The sequence below is a fragment of the Burkholderia anthinoferrum genome (assembly GCF_002925705.1).
GTDB lineage: Bacteria > Pseudomonadota > Gammaproteobacteria > Burkholderiales > Burkholderiaceae > Burkholderia > Burkholderia semiarida.
In genome coordinates this window covers 30,092-50,787 of the sequence record NZ_LFZP01000035.1, presented here as the reverse complement: position 1 = coordinate 50,787, position 20,696 = coordinate 30,092, and the positions used below count along the sequence as shown (strand labels likewise).

The following is a 20,696-nucleotide window of genomic DNA, read 5'->3' as shown; positions in this document are numbered from 1 at the left end:
GCCTGCGTGCGCTGGTGCGACGCCCGCTATGCGCTCATCGCCAGCGCGGTCGCGCCGACGTGCCACCGCAAGCATTCGACGACGAGCGCGTGATTGTCTTCGGAGCCGAGCCCCGCGATCGTCATCGCGCCGACGATGCCGGCGCCGACGAGCCGCAACGGCACGCCGCCGCCGTCGAGCGCGTAATCGTCGTCCGACAGGCCTTGCGAGCGCAGCGACCAGCCGGCACGCCGAAAGCACGCGCCGACCGCGAGCGAACTCTGGCCGAAACGCAGCACCGTGTTCTGCCGGCGGCGGATCGCATCGCCGTCGCGCGCGTCGCTGCCGTCGAGCGCGCAATAGAACAGCGGCGCGTGCCCGCCGACGATGCCGACCGCAATCGGCAGTCCGCGTCGCGTCGCGAGGTTGACCGCGATTTCTCCGATGCGGCGCGCGACGGCTGCATTGAAGTGCGGCAGCGCCGGGTTCGACGCATCGTCGTCGAAGGCGTGGGGTTCGAGGCGAAAGGGGGGCGTCACCATGGCGGCTCCGTCGCATTGCCGGCGCTGCACGCGCGTGCCGGGCGTTGCATCGTCACGGGCCGCGCGCGGGCCCGTCTTCCGTTCGGTGCTTCGGCGTTTCAGTGCTTCAACGATGGGGCGCCGCGTCCAGCATCCACTCATGCGCGGGATCGTTCTTGAACGCCCACGCACGGCTTGGGCCCGCCATCACGTTCAGGTAGTACAGGTTGTAGCCGTGAGGCGCCACCACCGGGTGATAGCCGCGCGGCACCATCACGACGTCGTGGTTCTCGACCGCGCAGGCTTCGTCGAGGCTGCGGTCGTCCGTGTACACGCGCTGGAACGCGAAACCCTGCGGCGGATCGATCCGGTGATAGTAGGTTTCCTCGAGCGAGGTTTCGTCGGGCGCGGCGTCGCGGTCGTGCTTGTGCGGCGGATAGCTGCTCGAATGGCTGGCCGGCGTGACGACTTCGACGACGAGCAGCCGGTCGGCGGCCGGGTTGTCGCCCATCAGGATGTCGCATACGTAGCGCGTGTTGGTGCCTTGCCCGCGCACCGAGCGGCGCATCCGCTCGCCGTCGAGGCGCAGCACGCGCTTGTCGCCGCTCGCGTAGGGCGCGGTGCACAGCGCGACTTCCGCATCGCGCGTCGCGACCAGCGTCACCGTCTTGCCGCCCGGCACGTACAGCGCGTCCGGCGACACGTCCTCGAACACGCTGTCGCGCCTGCCGAGCGCGTCGTGGGTTTCGCCGTCGACTTCGGCGCGCACCGTGCCCGTCAGCACGACGACGCACAGTTCGCGCGTGCCGGTGTCGAGCGTCTCGGTGTCGCCGGCCTTCAGGCGCAGCGCGCGAAAGCCGACGTGTTTCCAGCCGGCCGATTCGGGCGTGACGTTGCAGATTTCGCGGTCGGCGGATGCCTTGACCAGGAGGGGAGAAATCGTCATGAGATGGGTCTCCGCAATAGGGTGGGGCGCGACCGCCCAGGCGCTTGCGCGCGTGCTCAAGCGCTCAACCGGTCGACGATCGCGCGCAGCGCGTCGTAGCCCTTCTTCGCATACTGATAGCTCGGCGCGACGGCCGGATCCTGCTCGGCCTCGACGACGAGCCAGCCTTCGTAGCCGGCGTCCTTCAGCGTGCGCAGCGTCGCGTCGTAGTCGAGCGCGCCGTCGCCCGGCACCGTGAAGGTGCCGTTGATCACGCCGTTCAGGAAGCTCCAGCCGTCGTTGCGCGCCTGGTTGACGACTTGCGGTCGCACGTCCTTGCAATGCACGTGCGCCACGCGCGATACGTGCTTCTTCAGCAGCGCCACCGGGTCGGCCGCGCCGCCGAAATACGCATGGCCGGTGTCGAACAGCAGGAACACCTTCGCCGGATCGGTCAGCGCCATCAGCCGGTCGACGTCGGCCGGCGATTCGACGTACGCGCCCATGTGGTGATGGTAGGCGAGCTTGATGCCGTACGTGTCGAGCAGGTGCGCGCCGAACGCGTCGAGGCGCGCCGCATAGCGCCGCCACGCTTCGTCGTCGACGAAACGCGGCCGCTTCGCGACCGGCGTGTCGATGCTGCCCTGGATCGTGCCCGCGCATTCGCCGTACACGACGACCTTCACGTCGTTGAATTGCAGCTTCGTCATGTGCGCGCGGCAGCGCTCGATCTCCGCCGCCACCGCGTCGGCGTCCGTCATGCCCGGCGCGACTTCCGCGAGGAAGCCCGAATACCAGCCCGACACGCACACGAGCCCGAATTCGGCGAGCTTCGCCTTCAGTTCGGGGCCCGTCTTCGGAAACTTGTTGCCGAGCTCGAAGCCCGCATAGCCGATCTCGGCGCCTTCCTTCAGCGCCGTTTCGAGCGGCGTCTCGCCGCCGAGCGACGGCAGGTCGTCGTTCATCCACGACAGGGGATTGATACCGATACGAACGTTCCAGCTCATGACGTGCTTCCTTGGTTCGAATGTTGTTTTACCGGTGCGGCAGAGGCGCGGGGCAGGCGCGCTCAACGTCGCTGGCGCGTCTTCGCGTCGAGATACGCGCGGTGCGCCGCTTCGACGCCGGCGCGTCCGGATACCTGCGGCACCGCGACTTCCCACCACGCGCCGCCGTCGTCGGTCGTGCGATGGTGCGTGGTGTCGATCACGAGCACCTGGCTCTTCGTCGCCGCACGCGCGCGCTTCATTTCATCGCGCAATTCGCCGACGTCGCGCACGTGCACGGCTTCGGCGCCCATCGCGCGCGCATGCATCGCGAAGTCGATCGTCGAGCGCTCGCCGCCTTCGGGCACGCAGTCGTCGAGCATGTTGTTGAAGCTCGCGCCGCCGCAGTGGCGTTGCAGCCGCTCGATGCAGCCGTAGCCGCGGTTGTCGAGGATCACGACGATCAGCTTGCGGCCGAGCATCACCGACGTCGCGAGTTCCGCGTTGAGCATCATGTACGAGCCGTCGCCGACGATCACGATCACTTCGCGCTCGGGGCGCGCGAGCTTCGCGCCGAGGCCGCCCGCGACTTCGTAGCCCATGCACGAATACGCATAGTCCATGTGGTAGTTGCCCGGCACGCCGCTGCGCCACAGTTTGTGCAGTTCGGCCGGCAGCGTGCCGGCCGCGCAGACGACGAGATCGTCGCGCGCGCTGTCGCGCCCCGCGTCGGCCGCGGAGTCGCGCACCGCGCCGATCACTTCCGCGTCGTACGGCAGCGTGTCCTTCGGAATCCGTGTGGTCAGCTCGGTCACGCGCGCGTTCCATGCGGCGGCCTGGTCGCGGTTCGCGGCGGTCCACGCCGCATCGGCGCGCCAGCCGGCCAGCGCGGCCGATAGCTGCCCAAGGCCCGTGCGCGCATCGGCCACGAGTTGCCGGCCGCGCTTCTTGCCCGCGTCGAACGGCTGCACGTTCAGGCTCAGCAGCGTCGCGTCGCCGTAGAGCGCGTGCGAGCCGGTCGTGAAATCCTGCAGCCGCGTGCCGACCGCGAACACGACGTCGGCCTGCGCGGCCGCGCGGTTCGCGGCGGGCGAGCCCGTCACGCCGATCGAGCCGAGGTTCAGCGGATGATCCCACGCGAGGCTGCCCTTGCCGGCCTGCGATTCGGCGACGGGCACGCCGTGCGTGTCGGCGAACGCGCGCAGCGCGTCCCACGCCTGGCTGTACAGCACGCCGCCGCCGGCGACGATCAGCGGCTTCTTCGCGGCTTTCAGCACGTCGAGCGCGTCGGCGAGCTCGAGCGCGTCGGCCGGCGGCCGGCGCATCCGGATCACCGGCGGCGCGAAGAAATCCTCGGGCCAGTCGTACGCGAAGGTCTGCACGTCCTGCGGCAGCGCGAGACACACGGGCCCGCACTGCGCGGGATCGGTCATCACCTGGATCGCGCGCGGCAGCGCGACGAGCAGTTGCTCGGGCGACGTGATGCGATCGAAGTAGCGCGTGACGGGCCGGAAGCAGTCGTTCGCGCTGACGTCGCCCTGTTCGAAATCCTCGACCTGCTGCAGCACCGGGTCGGGCAGCCGCGACACGAACACGTCGCCGGGCAGCAACAGCAGCGGCAAGCGGCCGACGTGCGCGAGCGCGGCGGAGGTCAGCATGTTGGTCGCGCCGGGGCCGATGCTCGACGTCGCGGCCATCATTCGCTGGCGGAAATGCGCCTTCGCGAACGCGACGGCCGCGTTGGCCATCCCTTGCTCGTTGTGCGCGCGAAACGTCGGCAGCCGGTCCTTCTCCGCATGCAGCGCTTCGCCGAGACCGGCCACGTTGCCGTGGCCGAAGATCGCGAACACGCCGCCGCAATACGGCAGGATCTCGGTGCGCCCGTCGGGCTGGACGACTTCGGCGCGCAGGGCGGCCAGATAGCGCACGAGCGCCTGGCTGACGGTCAGTCTTACGGTGGTGGTCATCGTCGGTCGATAGAGAGGAGTCGGGTGGTCGTCACGAACACGGGGCATCAGGCCGCGGCGGCCCGCGCGGTGGCCCGGCGGCCGAGCCACGCGTCGACCAGTCGCGCGAAGTTGCCGGCCACTTCGTCGATCAGCGCCTGATCGTCGATCCGGCCCGCGAACCAGTTCAGCGACGCATCGGCCCACAGCGTGCGCCCGACCATGAAGCCCTTGACGATCGGGTTGGTCGCCGAGCGGAAGCTGTCGACCAGGTATTGCAGCGGCTGGTTCAGGCCGAGGATCACCGCGCCGCGGCAGTACGGGTCGCGCTCGGCGATCAGCGCGGCGAGCCGCGCCCAGCCGTCGGCGGTGAGCGGCGTGAGCTTCCACCATTCGGGCTTCACGCCGAGGTTGTAGAAGCGCGCGACCGTGCGCAGCACCGCGTCGTCCTCGGTGCCGGCCGGCGTGACCGCGCGCGGCGGAATCATTTCCAGCAGCAGCTCGTTGCCGCTCGCGCGCGTGGCTTCCCACAGTTCCAGCACGCGCTGCTCCTGCTCGACGCGCAGGTCGACGGGGTCGTCGGGGTGATAGTGAACGAGGCACTTCACGACCTGTTCGGTCGGCCAGTGCGTGAGCGACGAGCCGACCGAGCGCGTGTCGTCGAAACGCAGCGGCCGCGAGCCGGGCAGCTCGACCGGGCGGCCGACCCACCAGCCGCGCCCGGTGGCTGACGCGAGCGCGTCGCTGCCGTATGCGCCGCCGTCGATCAGCACGCCGACGTGGCCGGCGATCCCGCGATCGCGCTCGACCTGTTCGACCGCGCGCACGAGCAGGCGCTTCAACGTCTTGATCCGTGCTTCGTCCGCGCCGGCCTGCACTGCCAGCTCGTAGAACTGGCTGCGATGGTCGAACGCCATCACGCACAGGTCGTCCCAGTCGCGGCGCGGCACCGTCACGCGATGCAGGTGCGCGAGCGTGCGGTCGGCATCGACCGCCGGATTGCGCCCGCCGTCGAACCAGTGCGCGAGTTCGGCCGGCGTCGGCATCGCGGCCGAGCACGCGTGGCGCGACACGACGATCGCGCCGCACGCGTTCGCGATGCGCGTCGATTCGGCCCAGTCGCGCCCGCGCAGCAGCCCCGACAGCAGGCCCGACAGGAACGCGTCGCCCGCGCCGAGCACGTTGAGCACCTCGACCCGCTCGCCGAGATAGGTCGGCGCATCGTCGATGCGCGCGGGAACGTCGCCTTCGATCACGCAGCAGCCGAGTGCGCCGCGCTTGACCACCAGCGTCGCGTTCGTGATCGCGCGCACCGCCTGCAACGACGCGATCAGGTCGTGCGGCACGCCGCCCGCGATCAGGAATTCCTCCTCGGTGCCGACCAGCAGGTCGAATTCGCCGAGCACCTGCTGCAACTGGCGCGTCACCTGCGCGTCCGGCACGTAGCGGTTTTCGCCGGCACCGCGCGCGGTCAGCCCCCACAGCACCGGCCTGTAGTCGATGTCGAGGATGCGCACGGCGCCGTGGCGGCGCGCATACGTCAACGCGGTCAGCGACGCCTCGCGCGTGCCCGGCGTCGACAGATGCGTGCCGGTGATCGCCAGCGCGCGGCAGCCGGCGATGAAGTCCTCGCTGATCTCGTCGGCGCGCACGGCCATGTCCGCGCAGTTCTCTCGCACGAACAGCAGCGGGAACGTGTCGCGATCCTTCAGCCCGAGCAGCACCAGCGCGGTCAGGCGCTCGCGGTCGGTCTGCAACTGGCTCGTGTCGCAGCCTTCGCGCTCGAGCGTCTCGCGCAGGAAGCGGCCCATCTGCTCGTCGCCGACGCGCGAAATCATCGCGGTCTTCAGGCCCAGCCGCGCGACGCCGAACGCGACGTTGCCCGACGAACCGCCGAGATACATCTGGAAGCTGCGCGCATCCTCGAGGCGGCTGCCGTACTGCTGGGCATAGAGATCCACGGCCACGCGGCCGAGGCAGGCGAGATCGATGGGGCGGTCACTCGGAAAGTTCAGGCTCATATCACGTGTCACGCTCGCGGCCGGCGTTCGGCGCTGCCGGCAGATTAGGGACCGATCCAGCGGCAGCTGTCCGCGGCACGTGCCGCACGACGCGAGGCTGCCTGCCGCCGGGAATCGGGCTACGGAACGGAGTCTAGACTTTTTGGAAATACAGTTCCCTAGGTGAAATCACGTAGAAATAAATTTCCAAATTTTCGAGGAAGTGATCTACAGTTTCATCCGGATGCTTCAGTCCCGATCGGACCAGATCGGACTCGGCCCGGCGGCGCGCAACGCGCCGTCTTCCGCCCCCGGAGATGAGGAGACAGATTGATCATGAAGACCAAGCTGATGGCCGTCGCGGCCGCCGCGATCCTGGCCGCGCCGCTCGCGCATGCCGAGAAGATCGGCGTGACGATGGCATCGTTCGACGACACGTTCCTGACCATCCTGCGCAACAGCATTGCCGATTCGGCGAAGAAGGACGGCGTGACCGTGCAGATCGAGGACGGCGGCAATGACGTCGGCAAGCAGTTGAGCCAGGTCCAGAACATGATCGCGCAGAAGGTCGACGCGATCATCGTGAACGCGGTCGATACCGACGCGACGCCGAAGATCACGAAGATGGTGACCGCCGCGAAGATCCCGCTCGTCTACGTGAACCGCAAGCCGGTCGATTTCGACAAGCTGCCGGCCGGCGTCGCGGTCGTCGCCTCCGACGAGAAGCAGTCGGGCACGCTGCAGGCGCGCCAGGTGTGCAAGCTGCTCGGCGGCAAGGGCGACATCCTCGTGCTGATGGGCGAGCTGTCCAACGAGTCGGCGCGCGCCCGCACCAAGGACATCGAGGACGTGATCGCGACGAAGGATTGCGCGGGCATGAAGATCGTCGACAAGCGCGAAGGCAAGTGGAGCCGCACGCAAGGCCAGGACATCACGATGAACTGGCTGAGCTCCGGGACGAAGTTCGACGCGATCGTGTCGAACAACGACGAAATGGCGATCGGCGCGATCAACGCGCTGAAGGCCGCGCGCAAGCTGACGCCGAAGACGGTCGTCGCCGGTATCGACGCGACGCCGGACGGCCTCGCGGCGATGAAGGCCGGCGAGCTGAAGGTGTCGGTCTACCAGAACGCGACCGGGCAGGGCGCGCAAGCGGTGGCCGCGGCGCTCAAGCTCGCGAAGAAGCAGCCGGTCGATCGCTACGTGAACGTGCCGTTCGAGCTCGTCACGCCGGAGAACATGAACCAGTACGCGAAGCACTGACCGGTTTTCCCGCTGAACTGCGCGGGCCCGGCGCGGCCGGGCTCGCGCGCGACTTTCGAGGAACGTCCATGTTTACAGCCAGGATCGCGCGCTCGATGGCCAGCGAAAGCGCGCCGGCCGCGTCGTCCGCCGCGCCGGGTTCGTCCGGTGCGCCCATGGCCGACTGCGTGCTCGAGGTGCGCGGCGTCGGCAAGTCCTTTCCCGGCGTCGTCGCGCTCGACGGCGTGCAGTTCCGCGTGCGCCGTGGCACCGTTCATGCGCTGATGGGCGAGAACGGCGCCGGCAAGTCCACGCTGATGAAGATCATCGCGGGCGTCTACACGCCCGACCAGGGCGAAATCCTGATCAACGGCGAGCCCGTCGTGCTGAACGGGCCGCTCGACGCGCTCGATCGCGGGATCGCGATGATCCATCAGGAGCTCAACCTGATGCCTTACATGACGGTCGCGGAGAACATCTGGATCCGCCGCGAACCGAAGAACCGCTTCGGCCTGATCGATCACGCCGAGCTGCGCCGCCGCACGGCCGAGCTGTGCGAGCGGCTGTCGATCGACATCGATCCGGAAACCGACGTGCGCACGCTGACGGTCGCGAGCCGCCAGATGGTCGAGATCGCGAAGGCCGTGTCGTTCGACTCGGACGTGCTGATCATGGACGAGCCGACCTCCGCACTGACCGACAGGGAAGTCACGCACCTGTTCCGGATCATTCGCCAGCTGCGCGAGCAGGGCAAGGGCATCGTCTACATCACGCACAAGATGAACGAGCTGTTCGAGATCGCCGACGAATTCTCGGTGTTCCGCGACGGCAAGTACATCGGCACGCACGCATCGAGCGACGTCACGCGCGACGACATCATCCGCATGATGGTCGGGCGCGAGATCACGCAGATGTTCCCGAAGGAAGACGTGCCGATCGGCGACGTCGTGCTGTCGGTGAAGGATCTCTGCGTCGACGGCGTGTTCCGCGACGTGAGCTTCGAGCTGCGCGCGGGCGAGATTCTCGGTGTCGCGGGCCTCGTCGGCTCCGGGCGCTCGAACGTCGCGGAGGCGCTGTTCGGCGTCGTGCCGGCCACGTCGGGCGAGATCCGCATCGACGGCAAGCCGGTGCGCATTTCGACGCCCGCGCAGGCGATGCGGCACGGAATGGCGTTCCTCACCGAGGACCGCAAGGACTCCGGCTGCTTCCTGAATCTCGACCTGCTCGCGAACATGGAAGCGGCGGTGCTCAGCCGTCGCTACGTGAAGTTCAACTTCGTGCAGCACGCGCAGTTGAAGCGCGACTGCGAGGAAATGAGCCGGATGCTGCGCGTGAAGTCGCCCGGGCTGCACGAGACCATCCAGAACCTGTCGGGCGGCAACCAGCAGAAGGTGCTGATCGGCCGGTGGCTGCTCACGCAGCCGCGCATCCTGATCCTCGACGAACCGACCCGCGGCATCGACGTCGGCGCGAAGGCCGAGATCCACCGGCTCGTCAGCGCGCTCGCCGGCAAGGGCGTCGCGGTGCTGATGATCTCGTCGGAGATGCCGGAAGTGCTGGGCATGAGCGATCGCGTGATGGTGATGCACGAAGGGCGCATGACCGGCATCGTCGATCGCAAGGACGCCGACCAGGTCCGCATCATGGATCTCGCGTCGCGCTGAGCCGAAACAAGATTGGAGACAACTGAAATGGGCAACCTGAACCCGGTCGCGGATGCGCAGACCATGACACTCAAGTCGCGGCATGCGAAGTGGCCGCCCGAACTGAGCATCTTCCTCGTGCTGGTCGGCATCAGCCTGTTCTTCGAGATCGTCGGCTGGGTCGTCGTCGGCCAGAGCTTCTTGTTCAATGCCGAGCGGCTCGAGATCATCGTGCTGCAGATGGCCGTGATCGGCATCATCGCGGTCGGCGTGAACCTCGTGATCATCACCAGCGGGATCGACCTGTCGTCGGGGTCGGTCGTCGCGGCCGCCGCCGTCGTGTCGGCGAGCCTCGCGCAGGTGTCCGACTTCCCGCGCGCGGTGTTTCCGCACCTCACCGACCTGCCGGTCATCTGGCCGGTGCTGGCCGGCGTGTGCGTCGGGCTGCTGGTCGGCCTGCTGAACGGCACGCTGATCGCGATGACGGGCATCCCGCCGTTCATCGCGACGCTCGGCACGATGGTCGCCGCGCGCGGCTTCGCGAAGTGGTTCACCAACGGGATGCCGGTGTCGATGCTGACCGACCCGTTCGCGGCGATCGGTGCGGGCGCCAATCCGGTGATCATCTTCGTCGTGATCGCCGCGATCTTCCACGTCGTGCTGCGCTATACGCGCTTCGGCAAGTACACCTATGCGATCGGCGCGAACCGCCACGCGGCCGTCGTGTCGGGCATCAACGTCACGCGTCACCTGATCTTCGTCTATGCGATCGCGGGCCTCCTGAGCGGCATCGCGGGCACCGTGACGGCCGCGCGCGCGATCTCCGGCCAGTCGGGCATGGGCGTGATGTACGAGCTCGATGCGATCGCGGCCGTCGTGATCGGCGGCACGTCGCTGTCGGGCGGCCTCGGCCGCGTGACGGGCACCGTGATCGGCGTGCTGATCCTCGGCGTGATGACGTCGGGCTTCACGTTCATCCGCATCGACGCGTATTACCAGGAGATGGTGAAGGGCGCGATCATCGTCGCGGCCGTGATCGCCGACCAGTACCGCAACAAGAAGTCGCGCCGCTGAGCGCGCGGGCCGCCCGCATTCGAGAGGGAAGCGACCGGCGCGGCATGGGCCGCGCCGCTGATGAACGAACCACCGGAGACAACTGCATGACCTTGCAAATCGGCGTGATCGGCTGCGGCGCGATCGGCCAGGACCACATTCGCAGACTGACCCGCACGCTGTCCGGCGCGCGCGTCGTGGCCGTCAACGACATCGATCCGCGGCAGGCGCGCGACGCGGTGACGAAATACGGGCTCGACGCCGAGATCTACGGCGACGGCCACGAAGTGATCGCGGCCGCCGACGTGCAGGCCGTGCTCGTCACGTCCTGGGGGCCGACGCACGAAGCGTTCGTGCTCGACGCGATCGCGCACGGCAAGCCGGTGTTCTGCGAGAAGCCGCTGGCCGTCACGGCCGACGGTTGCATGCGGATCGTCGAAGCCGAGCTCGCACACGGCAAGCGGCTCGTGCAGGTCGGCTTCATGCGGCCGTACGACGAAGGCTATCGCGCGTTGAAGCGCGTGATCGACAGCGGCGAAATCGGCGCGCCGCTGATGCTGCATTGCGCGCACCGCAACCAGTCGGTCGGCGAGCGCTACACGACCGACATGGCGATCACCGACACGCTGATCCACGAACTCGACGTGCTGCGCTGGCTGCTCGGCGAGGATTACACGAGCGCGCAGGTCGTCTATCCGAAGAAGACGCGCCATGCATCCGCGCATCTCGCCGATCCGCAGATCGTGCTGCTCGAAACCGCGAGCGGCGTGCGCATCGACGTCGAGATCTTCGTGAACTGCCAGTACGGCTACGACATCCAGTGCGAGGTGGTCGGCGAGCAGGGCATCGCGAAGCTGCCCGATCCGCCGGCCGTCGGGCTCAAGCATGCGGCGCGGCAGTCGGTCGAGATCATGACCGACTGGAAAGAGCGCTTCATCGCGTCGTACGACGTCGAGCTGCAGGCGTTCATCGACGGCGTGCGGCAGGGCGTGCTGACCGGGCCGTCCGCGTGGGACGGCTACGCGGCGGCGGTCGCGGCCGACGCGTGCGTGCGGGCCCAGAAGACCGGCGCGGTCGAGCCGATCGCGATGGCCGAGCGTCCCGCGTTCTATCGCGGCTGACCAGCGACCGCCCGCCGCTGACGTACCGGACCGACCGACATGACGATGAAGATAGGTTGCGCCCCGTGCTGCTGGGGCGTCGACGACGTGAACAACCCGCATCTGCCGCCGTGGCGGCACGTGCTCGCCGAGGCCGCGCAGGCCGGTTATTCGGGCATCGAGCTCGGGCCCTATGGCTATATCCCGCTCGAACTCGACGTGGTGAGCGCCGAGCTCGAGCGCCAGCGCCTGAGCATCACGGCCGGCACGATTTTCGACGATCTCGTATCGCCGGAGAACCTGCCGAACCTGCTGCGCCAGACGCGCGACATCTGCGCGCTGATCACGCAGTTGCCGAAGCTGCCGACGCAGGACGGCCAGCGCTACGCGGCGCCGTACCTGGTCGTGATGGACTGGGGCCACGAGGAGCGCGACTACGCGGCCGGCCACGGCGATCGCGCGCCGCGGCTGTCCGACACGCGCTGGGCGCGGATGGTCGACCATATCCGGCAGATCGCGACGATCGCGCGCGACGAGTTCGGCGTGCGCGCGGTGATTCATCCGCATGCGGGCGGCTACATCGAATTCGCGGACGAGATCGACCGGATCGTTGCCGACATTCCGGCCGAGACGGCGGGCCTCTGTCTCGATACCGGCCACCTGTATTACTCGGGCATGGAGCCGGAAGCGTGGTTGCGCCGCCATGCGGCGCGTCTCGACTACGTGCATTTCAAAGACATCGACGCAGCCGTATACGACGCGGTGATGGGCGAGCACATCGCGTTCTTCGCCGCCTGCGCGCGCGGCGTGATGTGCCCGATCGGCGCCGGCGTGCTCGACTACCGCGCGATCCGCGCTCGACGACATCGGCTACGCGGGCTATATCACGATCGAGCAGGAACGCGACCCGCGCAGCGCCGGCACGAGCCTGCGCGACGTCGCCGCGAGCCGCGCGTTTCTCGCGTCGGCCGGTTTCGCATGACCCATGAACACGCACCAGGAACACCACCATCATGATTGACGGACAGATTCTGCTTGGACATTCGATTCGCTGGGGCATGGTCGGCGGCGGACTCGGCAGCCAGATCGGCTACAGCCACCGGTCGGCCGCGCTGCGCGACGGCAGCTTCCAGCTGGTTGCCGGCGCATTCGATATCGATCCCGAACGCGGCCGCCAGTTCGGCGTGAAGCTCGGCGTCGCGGCCGAGCGCTGCTATCCCGATTACGCGACGATGTTCGACGCCGAGGCGCGTCGCCCCGACGGCATCCGCGCGGTGTCGATCGCGACGCCGAACAACACGCACTTCGAGATCTGCCGCGCCGCGCTGAACGCGGGGCTGCACGTGGTCTGCGAGAAGCCGCTGTGCTTCACGACCGAGGAGGCCGAGGCGCTGCAGCGGCTGTCGGTCGAGAAGAACCGGATCGTCGGCGTCGCGTACGGTTATTCCGGACACCAGATGATCGAGCAGGCGCGCGAGATGATCGCGCGCGGCGACCTCGGCGAGATCCGCATCGTGCAGATGCAGTTCGCGCACGGCTTCCACAGCGAGGGCGTCGAGGCCGCGAGCGCGGCCGCGCGCTGGCGCGTGGATCCGAAGTTCGCGGGCCCGAGCTACGTGCTCGGCGACATCGGCACGCACCCGCTGTACATCTCCGAGGTGATGGCACCCGAGCTGAAGATCCGGCGGCTGATGTGTTCGCGGCAGAGCTTCGTGAAGAGCCGCGCGCCGCTCGAGGACAACGCGTTCACGATCATGGAATACGACACCGGCGCGATCGGCTACGTGTGGTCGAGCGCGGTGAACGCCGGCTCGATGCACGGGCAGAAGGTGCGCGTGATCGGCTCGAAGGCGAGCGTCGAATGGTGGGACGAGCACCCGAACCAGTTGCGCTACGAAATCCAGGGGCAGCCTGCCCAGGTGCTCGATCGCGGAATGCCGTACCTGCATCCGCACGCATTGCGCGAAGATCGCATCGGCGCCGGGCATCCGGAAGGGCTGTTCGACGCATGGTCGAACCTGTACGCGCGCTTCGCGCTCGCGATGGACGCGGCCGATCGCGGCGACGCGGCGGCATTGAAGACCATCCGCTTTCCGGACGTGCACGCGGGCGTCGAGGGCGTGCGCTGGGTCGAGAACTGCGTGCGTTCGGCCGATGCGGGCGGCGTGTGGGTCGACTATCGTTGAAGCGGGCAAGGCCGGCTGCGCCGCGTTTCGCCGCGGCGGCCGGCCTCGGTACACACCCCGATCTTTACGCCGCCGCGCGCGCGTTGGACAATCGGTTCCAGTCTTGCCGTGGAGCGTACGTCAACAGACCCTGGTGATGATCGAGCGCGTGGGAGCGAGCAGGCGGCACGGGCCGTGCCGCAAACGTGATTAAATTCGCCCTTCATGCATGTATCCAGTCGAGCCCCGGGCCGCGTCCGTCAGCCACGCGCGCGCATCGGGGCCGTCAACTTCGCGCTATCCGATGAGTTCATCCGAGAAACCTCCCGCCACCGTCGAGGCGTTCCTGCAGCACCTGACGCAGGAGTACGACGGCCTCAGCAATCGCCTGAAGGTGATCGCGCGCCACGTGGAAACGCATCGGGACCAGCTTGGGCTGGAAGGCATCCAGTCGCTCGCGGAGGCCTGCGGCGTCCAGCCGTCGGCCGTCGTGCGCTTCGCGAAGCACTTCGGCTTTTCCGGCTTCTCCGAAATGCAGCGGCTGTTCCGCGAAGGGCTCGCGCAGCAGATCGCGCCGGGGCGCGCATACAACCTGCGGCTGCGCGACGTGATCGAAGCCGGTTCGTCGAGCCTGCAGCCCGAACAGATCGCCGACGAATTCATCAAGGGCAGCATCGCCGGGATGCAGCAGTTGCGGCAGACGCTCGACTCGCAGGCGCTCGCGCGGGCCGTCGACCTGCTCGCCGATACGCAGGCGATCTGGATCGCCGGGTCGCGGCGCGCGTTTCCGATCGCCGTGTATCTGGACTATGCGCTGCAGCACACCGACAAGCGCATCGGGCTGTTCAGCGCGCTCGGCAGCATGCATCTCGGGCAGATCCGGTCGGTGCGCGAGGGCGACGTGATGATCGCGATCTCGTTCATGCCGTACGCGGACGAGACCGTGCAGGTCGCGCAGCAGGCCGCGCAGCGCGGCGCGCGGCTGATCGCGATCACCGACAGCCGGATGAGCCCGCTCGCGCGGGAGGCCGAGGTGACGCTGATGGTGCAGGACAGCGCGACGTTCGGGTTCCGCGCGCTGACCGCGACGATGGGCCTCGCGCAGAGCCTGTTCGTCGCGCTCGCGTACCGGCTCGAGCTGTCCTATATGCCGACCGCCGACGGCGCGCACGGCACGAAAGCCGGTTGATCTCGACGGGCTGCGCACCGCCCGCCGAACGGCTCGACGGGCTGCGCACCGGCCGGCTTACTTCGCGGTCGGCATTGCGAATTCGGCGCCCTTGCCGATGCTCGACGACCAGCGCTGCATCACCGACTTCTGGCGCGTGTAGAAGCGCACGCCTTCCTCGCCGTACGCGTGCATGTCGCCGAACAGGCTCTTCTTCCAGCCGCCGAAGCCGTGCCACGCCATCGGCACCGGGATCGGCACGTTGATGCCGACCATGCCGACCTGGATGCGCCGCGCGAATTCGCGCGCGATGCCGCCGTCGCTCGTGAAGCATGAAACGCCGTTGCCGAACTCGTGCGCGTTGATCAGGTCGACCGCTTCGCCGAAATCCTTCACGCGCACGCAGCCGAGCACCGGCCCGAAGATCTCTTCCTGGTAGATCCGCATGTCGGGGCGCACGTGATCGAACAGCGTGCCGCCGGTGAAGAAGCCGGCCTCGCGGCCCGGCACGCGCAGCCCGCGCCCGTCCACCACCAGTTGCGCGCCTTCGTTCACGCCCTGCTCGATATAGCCTTCGATGCGCTTGAGCGCTTCGCCGGTGACGATCGGGCCCATCTCGACTTCCGGCGACATCCCGTCGCCGATCACCAGCTTGCGTGCGCGTTCGGCGACCGCCGGCACGATCTTGTCGGCCACGTCGCCGACCAGCACCGCGATGCTGATCGCCATGCAGCGCTCGCCGGCCGAGCCGTACGCGGCGCCGATCAGCGCGTCGACGGCCTGCTCGATGTTCGCGTCGGGCATCACGACGAGGTGGTTCTTCGCGCCGCCGAGCGCCTGCACGCGCTTGCCCGACTGCACCGCGCGCTGCTGCACGTACGCCGCGATCGGCGTCGAGCCGACGAAGCTGACGGCCTGCACGTCCGGGTGGTCGAGCAGCGCATCGACCGCGTCCTTGCCGCCCTGCACGACGTTGAACACGCCGGCCGGCAGGCCCGCCTGCGTGAGCAGGTCGGCGATGAACAGCGCGGCCGACGGGTCGCGCTCGCTCGGCTTCAGTACGAACGTGTTGCCCGTCGCGATCGCGACCGGGAACATCCAGCACGGCACCATGCACGGGAAGTTGAACGGCGTGATGCCCGCGACGACGCCCAGCGGCTGGCGCATCGTCCAGTTGTCGATGCCGGTGCTGACCTGGTCGGTGAAGTCGCCCTTCAGCAGTTGCGGCACGCCGCATGCGAATTCGACGATGTCGATGCCGCGCGCGACTTCGCCTTGCGCGTCCGAGAACACCTTGCCGTGCTCGGCGGTGATGATCGCCGCGAGCGTGTCGCGGTGCTCGTTCATCAGTTGCAGGAAACGGTGCAGCACGCGTGCGCGGCGGATCGGCGGCGTGTCGGCCCAGGCCGGGAACGCGGCGTGGGCGGCGGCGACGGCCTGCCGCACTTCGCTGTCGTCGGCCAGCGCCACGCGACGCACCGCGCGACCGAGCGCCGGATTGAGGACGTCCTGGAAGCGGCCGCTGCGGCCGGCGACGGGCGCGCCGTCGATGTAGTGGCCGACGTCGGCGTCGGACGTATACGCGGGAACCGTGGTCATGCGTGTCTCCTGGGGATGAAGGCGAACAGCGCCCAGTCTAGGGAAACCGGCAGGGCGGGAGAAGTCCGCCAAACTTGATTCACTGTTCAGAATTCTGAATAATCGGCGGATGAATCAGCAAAATGTCCAGGCGCTCTGGCCGCATATCCATTCGCTGACGGTGCTGGCCGCGGCGGGCAGTTTCACGGCTGCCGCGCAGCGGCTCGGCATCAGCAAGGCCGCGATGAGCCAGCGCATCGCCGATCTCGAAAAGGCGGCCGGCGTGCCGCTCGTGCGCCGCACCACGCGCAGCGTGCGGCTCACCGATGCGGGCCAGACACTCGTCGACAGCACGCGCGACGCGTTCGAGTCGATCGGCCAGCATTTCGCGCGCGTGAAGGATCTCGCCGGCGAGCCGCGCGGGCTGCTGCGCGTGACGGTGCCGGTCGCGCTCGGGCGCCAGCAGGTCGTGCCGCACCTGCCCGATTTCCTGCGCCGGCATCCGGGCGTGCAGATCGAGCTCGACCTGTCGGATCGCCTGCACTCGCTGACGCAGGAAGGCTTCGATCTCGCGATTCGCCATACGACCACCGCGCCGCAGACCCACGTCGCGTGGAAGCTGTGCGACACGCGTTCGCTGCTGGTCGCGAGCCGCGACTATCTCGACGCGCGCGGCGCGCCGCGCCACCCGGGCGAGCTCGTCGATCACAGCTGCCTGTGCTACCTGCGCGAGAACGAGCCGGCCGCGTGGAGCTTCGAGCCGGACGGCCGCCGGCGCGAGCGCGTGAGCGTGCCGGTGCGCGGCAGTTTCGCGGCGAACAACAGCGAGGCGATGCGCGAGGCCGCGCTCGGCGGGCTCGGCATCGCGCTGCTGCCCGATTTCAGCGCGCGGCGCGATCTCGATGCCGGCCGCCTCGTCGCGCTGCTCGACGGCTGGCGGCCGTCGGGCGCGTTCGGCGACCATATTTTCGCGATCCGCCCGTACAGCCCCGTCGTGCCGAGCGCGGTGCGCGCGCTCGTGCGGCACCTGCGCGAACGGCTCGCGGGCGGTTTCTCCGGCGCATGAGCCGGATGCCGGCGGGCGCCGGGCCGTGGGCGCCCGGGCAGGCGCGGCGGCGCTGCGGTAAAATCGCGGCTTCCTCCCGCGCCAGGTGTGGCGCGTCATTCGAAGGTCGACAGCCGATGCAGATTCACAAGGAAGTGGACGCGCGCGGGCTCAATTGCCCGTTGCCGATCCTGCGTGCCAAGAAAGCGCTTGCCGATATGGAAAGCGGGCAGATCCTCAAGGTGCTCGCGACCGATCCGGGCTCGCAGCGCGATTTCGCCGCGTTCGCGAAGCAGACGGGCAACGAGATCGTCGAATCGACGACGCAGGACAAGACCTTCGTGTTCCTGATGCGCCGCCGCTGAAGGCGCGCATCACCCATCCCGCCGCGGCAGGCTTCCGGCCGGCCGTGTCTTGCCGCTCCTTTCTGACAATTCTTAAACCTCGTCGCGCGACCGGCTGCGTATACTGAGCCGGCCGGTCGTCCGCTCCCAGCGGAGGCGCCGGCCACGGTACGTCGCACGGCGGGCTCGGGGGCCATGCCTGACGCTACCGTCGTACAACGGGGAGAGGACATGTCCTTCAGACCAGGGACCTTTGGAAGCCCGTCCGGAGCGGAAAGCATTGCGCCCGTGCGCACGTCGGAATTGAGCCGGATCGAGCTCGATCCGCAACAGGACCGCCACGCGCGTGCCGCGCTGGAGGCGTATGCGGATTCGGCCGCGGCCGAGATGCCGTGGCTGGCCGAGTGGCTAGACGAACGGCTGCGCGATGCCGCGCGGGACGACGGCTCGGGCCCGACCTACTGCGGCGCGACGATCGAGCGCGTGTTCGATCTGGCGCAGGCATGGGCGGCGGGCCAGCCCGACTACGCGGCCGGCGCGTGGGAGCGCGTGCGCGACCAGCTGCAGCGGATGCTTGCGCAACCGCCGCTGGCGGAGCCGCCGTCGCCGCGCGTGCCGACAGACGACTGTGCCGAGCCGGTGGCCGGCATCGCGGGCGCCGAATAGGCGTCCGGTTGCGCAACAGAAGGGATTATTCGAAGAAAGGGCGATAGTCCGCGCAATTTCTTGGCGAATTTCATACTACTATGATGAAATCGCCGGTTCGTCCGTGCCCCGTTTTTGAGATATTTAGCCGGGGTCGCCGGGGTGCGCAGGAGGCGCGAGCGGCGAACGACGGCTCGCCGGCCGGTATCCGGAACGCCGCGCGCATGCTGCGCGGCCGGGGCAGGCGCGGGAGCCGAATGGACGAACCGACTTCGATTTGCGGGGTGCTATGAGAATTGCTGTACTGGATGACGATCCGGCCCAGACGGATTTCGTCAGTCAAACGCTGACGGCCATCGGCCACACGTGCTACGCGTTCAAGGAAGGCAAGGCCCTGAAAAAGCGCCTGCAGCGCGAGACGTTCGATCTGCTGGTGCTCGACTGGAACGTGCCCGACATGTCCGGCGAGGAAGTGCTCAAGTGGGTGCGCGCCAACCAGACCGAGCACAGCCTGCCGATCATCTTCATGACGAGCCGCGACGACGAGGCGGGTATCACGCAGATCCTCAACGCCGGCGCCGACGATTACGTGGTCAAGCCCGTGTCGGGCCCGATCCTGCGCGCGCGCATCGGTTCGCTGCTGCGCCGCGCGTATCCGGTCAACGCCGAGGCGACCGTTCGCGAGTTCGACCAGTTCCGTTTCGATGTGAACCTGAAGCAGGCGTACGTCGGCGACAAGGCCGTGAGCCTCACGCAAAAGGAATTCGAGCTCGCGCTGCTGCTGTTCCAGCATCTCGACCGGCCGCTGTCGCGCGCGCACATTCTCGACCTCGTGTGGAAGCAGGCGACCGACATCCCGTCGCGCACGATGGATACGCACATTTCGATGCTGCGCACCAAGCTCGGCCTGCGGCCCGAAAACGGCTACCGTCTCGCGCCGATCTACGGGTACGGCTACCGGCTCGAACGGGTCGGCCAGGGGGAACCGGAGTGATCACGCGAATCGCGCCGCGCACGGCGAGCCTGCGTACGGCGGCGCTGCAAGCGGCCTGCGCGGCGGCGTTGGCGTTCGCCGTGCAGCCCGCCGTCGCGCAGCCGCCCGCCGCCGCGGGAAAGATGGTCGTCTATCGCACGCAGGCGGGCGACACGCTGTACGACGTCGCCGCGCGCTACCTGCAAGGCGCGGACGACTGGCAACTGCTCCAGCAGATCAACGGCGTGCCGGCGCCGAAGCACCTGCAGCCCGGCATCGCGCTGAAGCTGCCGGTCGCGCGGCTGCGCAAGGAAAAGCTCACCGCACGCGTGGTCGCGGTGCAGGGCACGGCCGAGCGCGCGTCCGGCGGCGCCTTCGCGCCGCTCGCGAACGATGCGACGCTCGCCGAAGGCGACCGCGTGCGCACGGGCGCGAACGGCTTCGTGACGATCGAGCTGAGCGACGGCACGCACATGAGCCTGCCGCCCGACAGCCAGCTCGACCTGAAGTCGTTGCGCCGCACGGTGCTGACCGGCACGCTCGATCGCGAGTTCGAGCTCACGCGCGGCTCGGTCGACAGCGAAGTCACCCACCTGAAGAAACGCGACGACCGCTTCCAGATCCGCTCGCCGTCGGTCGTGGCAGGCGTGCGCGGCACGCGCTTTCGCGTGAACTACGACGCGGCCGGCAATGCGACGACGCGCGTCGAAGTGCTCGACGGCACCGTCGGCGTCGCGGGCGGCCGGCGGCCGGCCGACGCGACCCTCGTGCATGCGAATTTCGGCAGCGTCGCGACGTCGTCCGGCGCGGTCGGCGCGCCCGTCGAACTGCTGGGCGCGCCAACGCTCGCGCATCCCGACAAGGTGCAGGACGAGCCCGACGTCGCCTTCGACGTCACGCCGCTCGCGCAGGCGCATGCGTATCGCGTGCAGCTCGCGCACGATGCGGGGCTGCTCGACCTGTTCCGCGAAACGCGTACCGATTCGCCGCGCGCGGTGTTCCGCGACGTGCCGAACGGGAATTACTTCGTGCGGATCGCCGCGATCGATGCGAACGGCCTCGAGGGGCGGCCGCGCACCTATGCGTTCGAACGCCGCGTGATGGGGCTCGACGCGAGCGCGTCGCAGGGCGCGGGCGGTTACGAGTTCCGCTGGTCGCCGAATGGCTCGGGCAAGAACGCGCGTTACCGCTTCGTGCTGTCGCGCTCGAAGGACCTGAGCGCGCCGGTCGTCGATCAGGTCGGCCTGCACGCGCGCCAGATCACCGTCGCGCACCTGCCGCCGGGCGACTATTTCTGGGCCGTGACCGTCGAGGATTTCGAAGGCGGCAGGTTCTACGAGAAGACCAGTCCGGTCAGCGCGTTCACGTTGTCGCGCTGACCCG

General features: G+C 68.5%; 17 protein-coding genes and 1 pseudogene. 12 read left to right on the top strand and 6 right to left on the bottom strand.

Annotation, left to right across the window (positions count from 1 at the left end; translation table 11 throughout):
• Positions 1-26: 26 nt before the first annotated feature.
• The 5 genes from C5F75_RS11810 to C5F75_RS11790 form a co-directional block, all read right to left on the bottom strand.
• Complete coding sequence (locus C5F75_RS11810; RefSeq protein ID WP_104012272.1) at positions 27-521, bottom strand: heme-degrading domain-containing protein; 495 nt, start codon at positions 519-521, stop codon at positions 27-29.
• Positions 522-627: 106 nt separating this feature from the next.
• Positions 628-1,446, bottom strand: a complete 819-nt coding sequence (iolB, locus tag C5F75_RS11805) for a 5-deoxy-glucuronate isomerase (RefSeq protein WP_059575895.1) — start codon at positions 1,444-1,446, stop codon at positions 628-630.
• Positions 1,447-1,502: 56 nt separating this feature from the next.
• Positions 1,503-2,432 (bottom strand): myo-inosose-2 dehydratase, encoded by a 930-nt coding sequence (gene iolE, locus C5F75_RS11800; RefSeq protein WP_059640651.1) that lies wholly within the window; start codon positions 2,430-2,432, stop codon positions 1,503-1,505.
• Between the two features lie 62 nt (positions 2,433-2,494).
• Positions 2,495-4,378 (bottom strand): 3D-(3,5/4)-trihydroxycyclohexane-1,2-dione acylhydrolase (decyclizing), encoded by a 1,884-nt coding sequence (gene iolD / locus C5F75_RS11795; RefSeq protein WP_060316294.1) that lies wholly within the window; start codon positions 4,376-4,378, stop codon positions 2,495-2,497.
• 47 nt (positions 4,379-4,425) lie between these two features.
• Complete coding sequence (locus C5F75_RS11790) at positions 4,426-6,378, bottom strand: bifunctional 5-dehydro-2-deoxygluconokinase/5-dehydro-2-deoxyphosphogluconate aldolase (RefSeq protein ID WP_104012271.1); 1,953 nt, start codon at positions 6,376-6,378, stop codon at positions 4,426-4,428.
• Between the two features lie 315 nt (positions 6,379-6,693).
• Between C5F75_RS11790 and C5F75_RS11785 the strand changes: the two genes are divergently transcribed.
• The 7 genes and pseudogenes from C5F75_RS11785 (at position 6,694) to C5F75_RS11755 (ending at position 14,749) form a co-directional block, all read left to right on the top strand.
• Entirely contained in the window at positions 6,694-7,620 is a 927-nt protein-coding gene (locus C5F75_RS11785) for a sugar ABC transporter substrate-binding protein (RefSeq protein ID WP_059575888.1), read from the top strand.
• 68 nt (positions 7,621-7,688) lie between these two features.
• Entirely contained in the window at positions 7,689-9,263 is a 1,575-nt protein-coding gene (locus tag C5F75_RS11780; RefSeq protein WP_104012270.1) for a sugar ABC transporter ATP-binding protein, read from the top strand.
• A gap of 27 nt (positions 9,264-9,290) precedes the next feature.
• A complete protein-coding gene (locus tag C5F75_RS11775; RefSeq protein ID WP_059575884.1) occupies positions 9,291-10,316 on the top strand; it encodes an ABC transporter permease in 1,026 nt (341 codons plus the stop codon).
• An 86-nt stretch (positions 10,317-10,402) separates the two neighbouring features.
• Entirely contained in the window at positions 10,403-11,416 is a 1,014-nt protein-coding gene (locus C5F75_RS11770; RefSeq protein ID WP_104012269.1) for a Gfo/Idh/MocA family protein, read from the top strand.
• Positions 11,417-11,455: 39 nt separating this feature from the next.
• Positions 11,456-12,377, top strand: a pseudogene (locus tag C5F75_RS11765) (TIM barrel protein).
• Between the two features lie 31 nt (positions 12,378-12,408).
• Positions 12,409-13,581 (top strand): Gfo/Idh/MocA family protein, encoded by a 1,173-nt coding sequence (locus C5F75_RS11760; protein WP_060316277.1) that lies wholly within the window; start codon positions 12,409-12,411, stop codon positions 13,579-13,581.
• A 283-nt stretch (positions 13,582-13,864) separates the two neighbouring features.
• Positions 13,865-14,749 carry a MurR/RpiR family transcriptional regulator gene (locus C5F75_RS11755; protein WP_060316274.1) on the top strand — a complete coding sequence of 295 codons (885 nt, stop codon included), beginning with the start codon at positions 13,865-13,867 and terminating at the stop codon, positions 14,747-14,749.
• A gap of 57 nt (positions 14,750-14,806) precedes the next feature.
• Here C5F75_RS11755 and C5F75_RS11750 read toward each other — a convergent pair whose 3' ends face one another.
• Positions 14,807-16,327: a CoA-acylating methylmalonate-semialdehyde dehydrogenase gene (locus tag C5F75_RS11750; protein WP_060316271.1), complete on the bottom strand. Its 1,521-nt coding sequence runs from the start codon at positions 16,325-16,327 to the stop codon at positions 14,807-14,809.
• Between the two features lie 109 nt (positions 16,328-16,436).
• Here C5F75_RS11750 and C5F75_RS11745 point away from each other — a divergent pair, with 109 nt between their 5' ends.
• The 5 genes from C5F75_RS11745 to C5F75_RS11725 all read left to right on the top strand — a co-directional run bounded on the left by C5F75_RS11745 (position 16,437) and on the right by C5F75_RS11725 (position 20,692).
• Positions 16,437-17,372 carry a LysR family transcriptional regulator gene (locus C5F75_RS11745; protein ID WP_060965936.1) on the top strand — a complete coding sequence of 312 codons (936 nt, stop codon included), beginning with the start codon at positions 16,437-16,439 and terminating at the stop codon, positions 17,370-17,372.
• A 116-nt stretch (positions 17,373-17,488) separates the two neighbouring features.
• Positions 17,489-17,716 (top strand): sulfurtransferase TusA family protein, encoded by a 228-nt coding sequence (locus C5F75_RS11740; protein ID WP_006402122.1) that lies wholly within the window; start codon positions 17,489-17,491, stop codon positions 17,714-17,716.
• 210 nt (positions 17,717-17,926) lie between these two features.
• Positions 17,927-18,361, top strand: coding sequence for a hypothetical protein (locus C5F75_RS11735; protein WP_059575870.1), 435 nt, complete (start codon positions 17,927-17,929; stop codon positions 18,359-18,361).
• Positions 18,362-18,629: 268 nt separating this feature from the next.
• A complete protein-coding gene (locus C5F75_RS11730) occupies positions 18,630-19,334 on the top strand; it encodes a response regulator transcription factor (protein ID WP_027784223.1) in 705 nt (234 codons plus the stop codon).
• Positions 19,331-20,692 carry a FecR family protein gene (locus C5F75_RS11725; RefSeq protein WP_104012268.1) on the top strand — a complete coding sequence of 454 codons (1,362 nt, stop codon included), beginning with the start codon at positions 19,331-19,333 and terminating at the stop codon, positions 20,690-20,692. Before C5F75_RS11730 ends, C5F75_RS11725 begins: the two co-directional genes overlap by 4 nt.
• Positions 20,693-20,696: the final 4 nt, after the last annotated feature.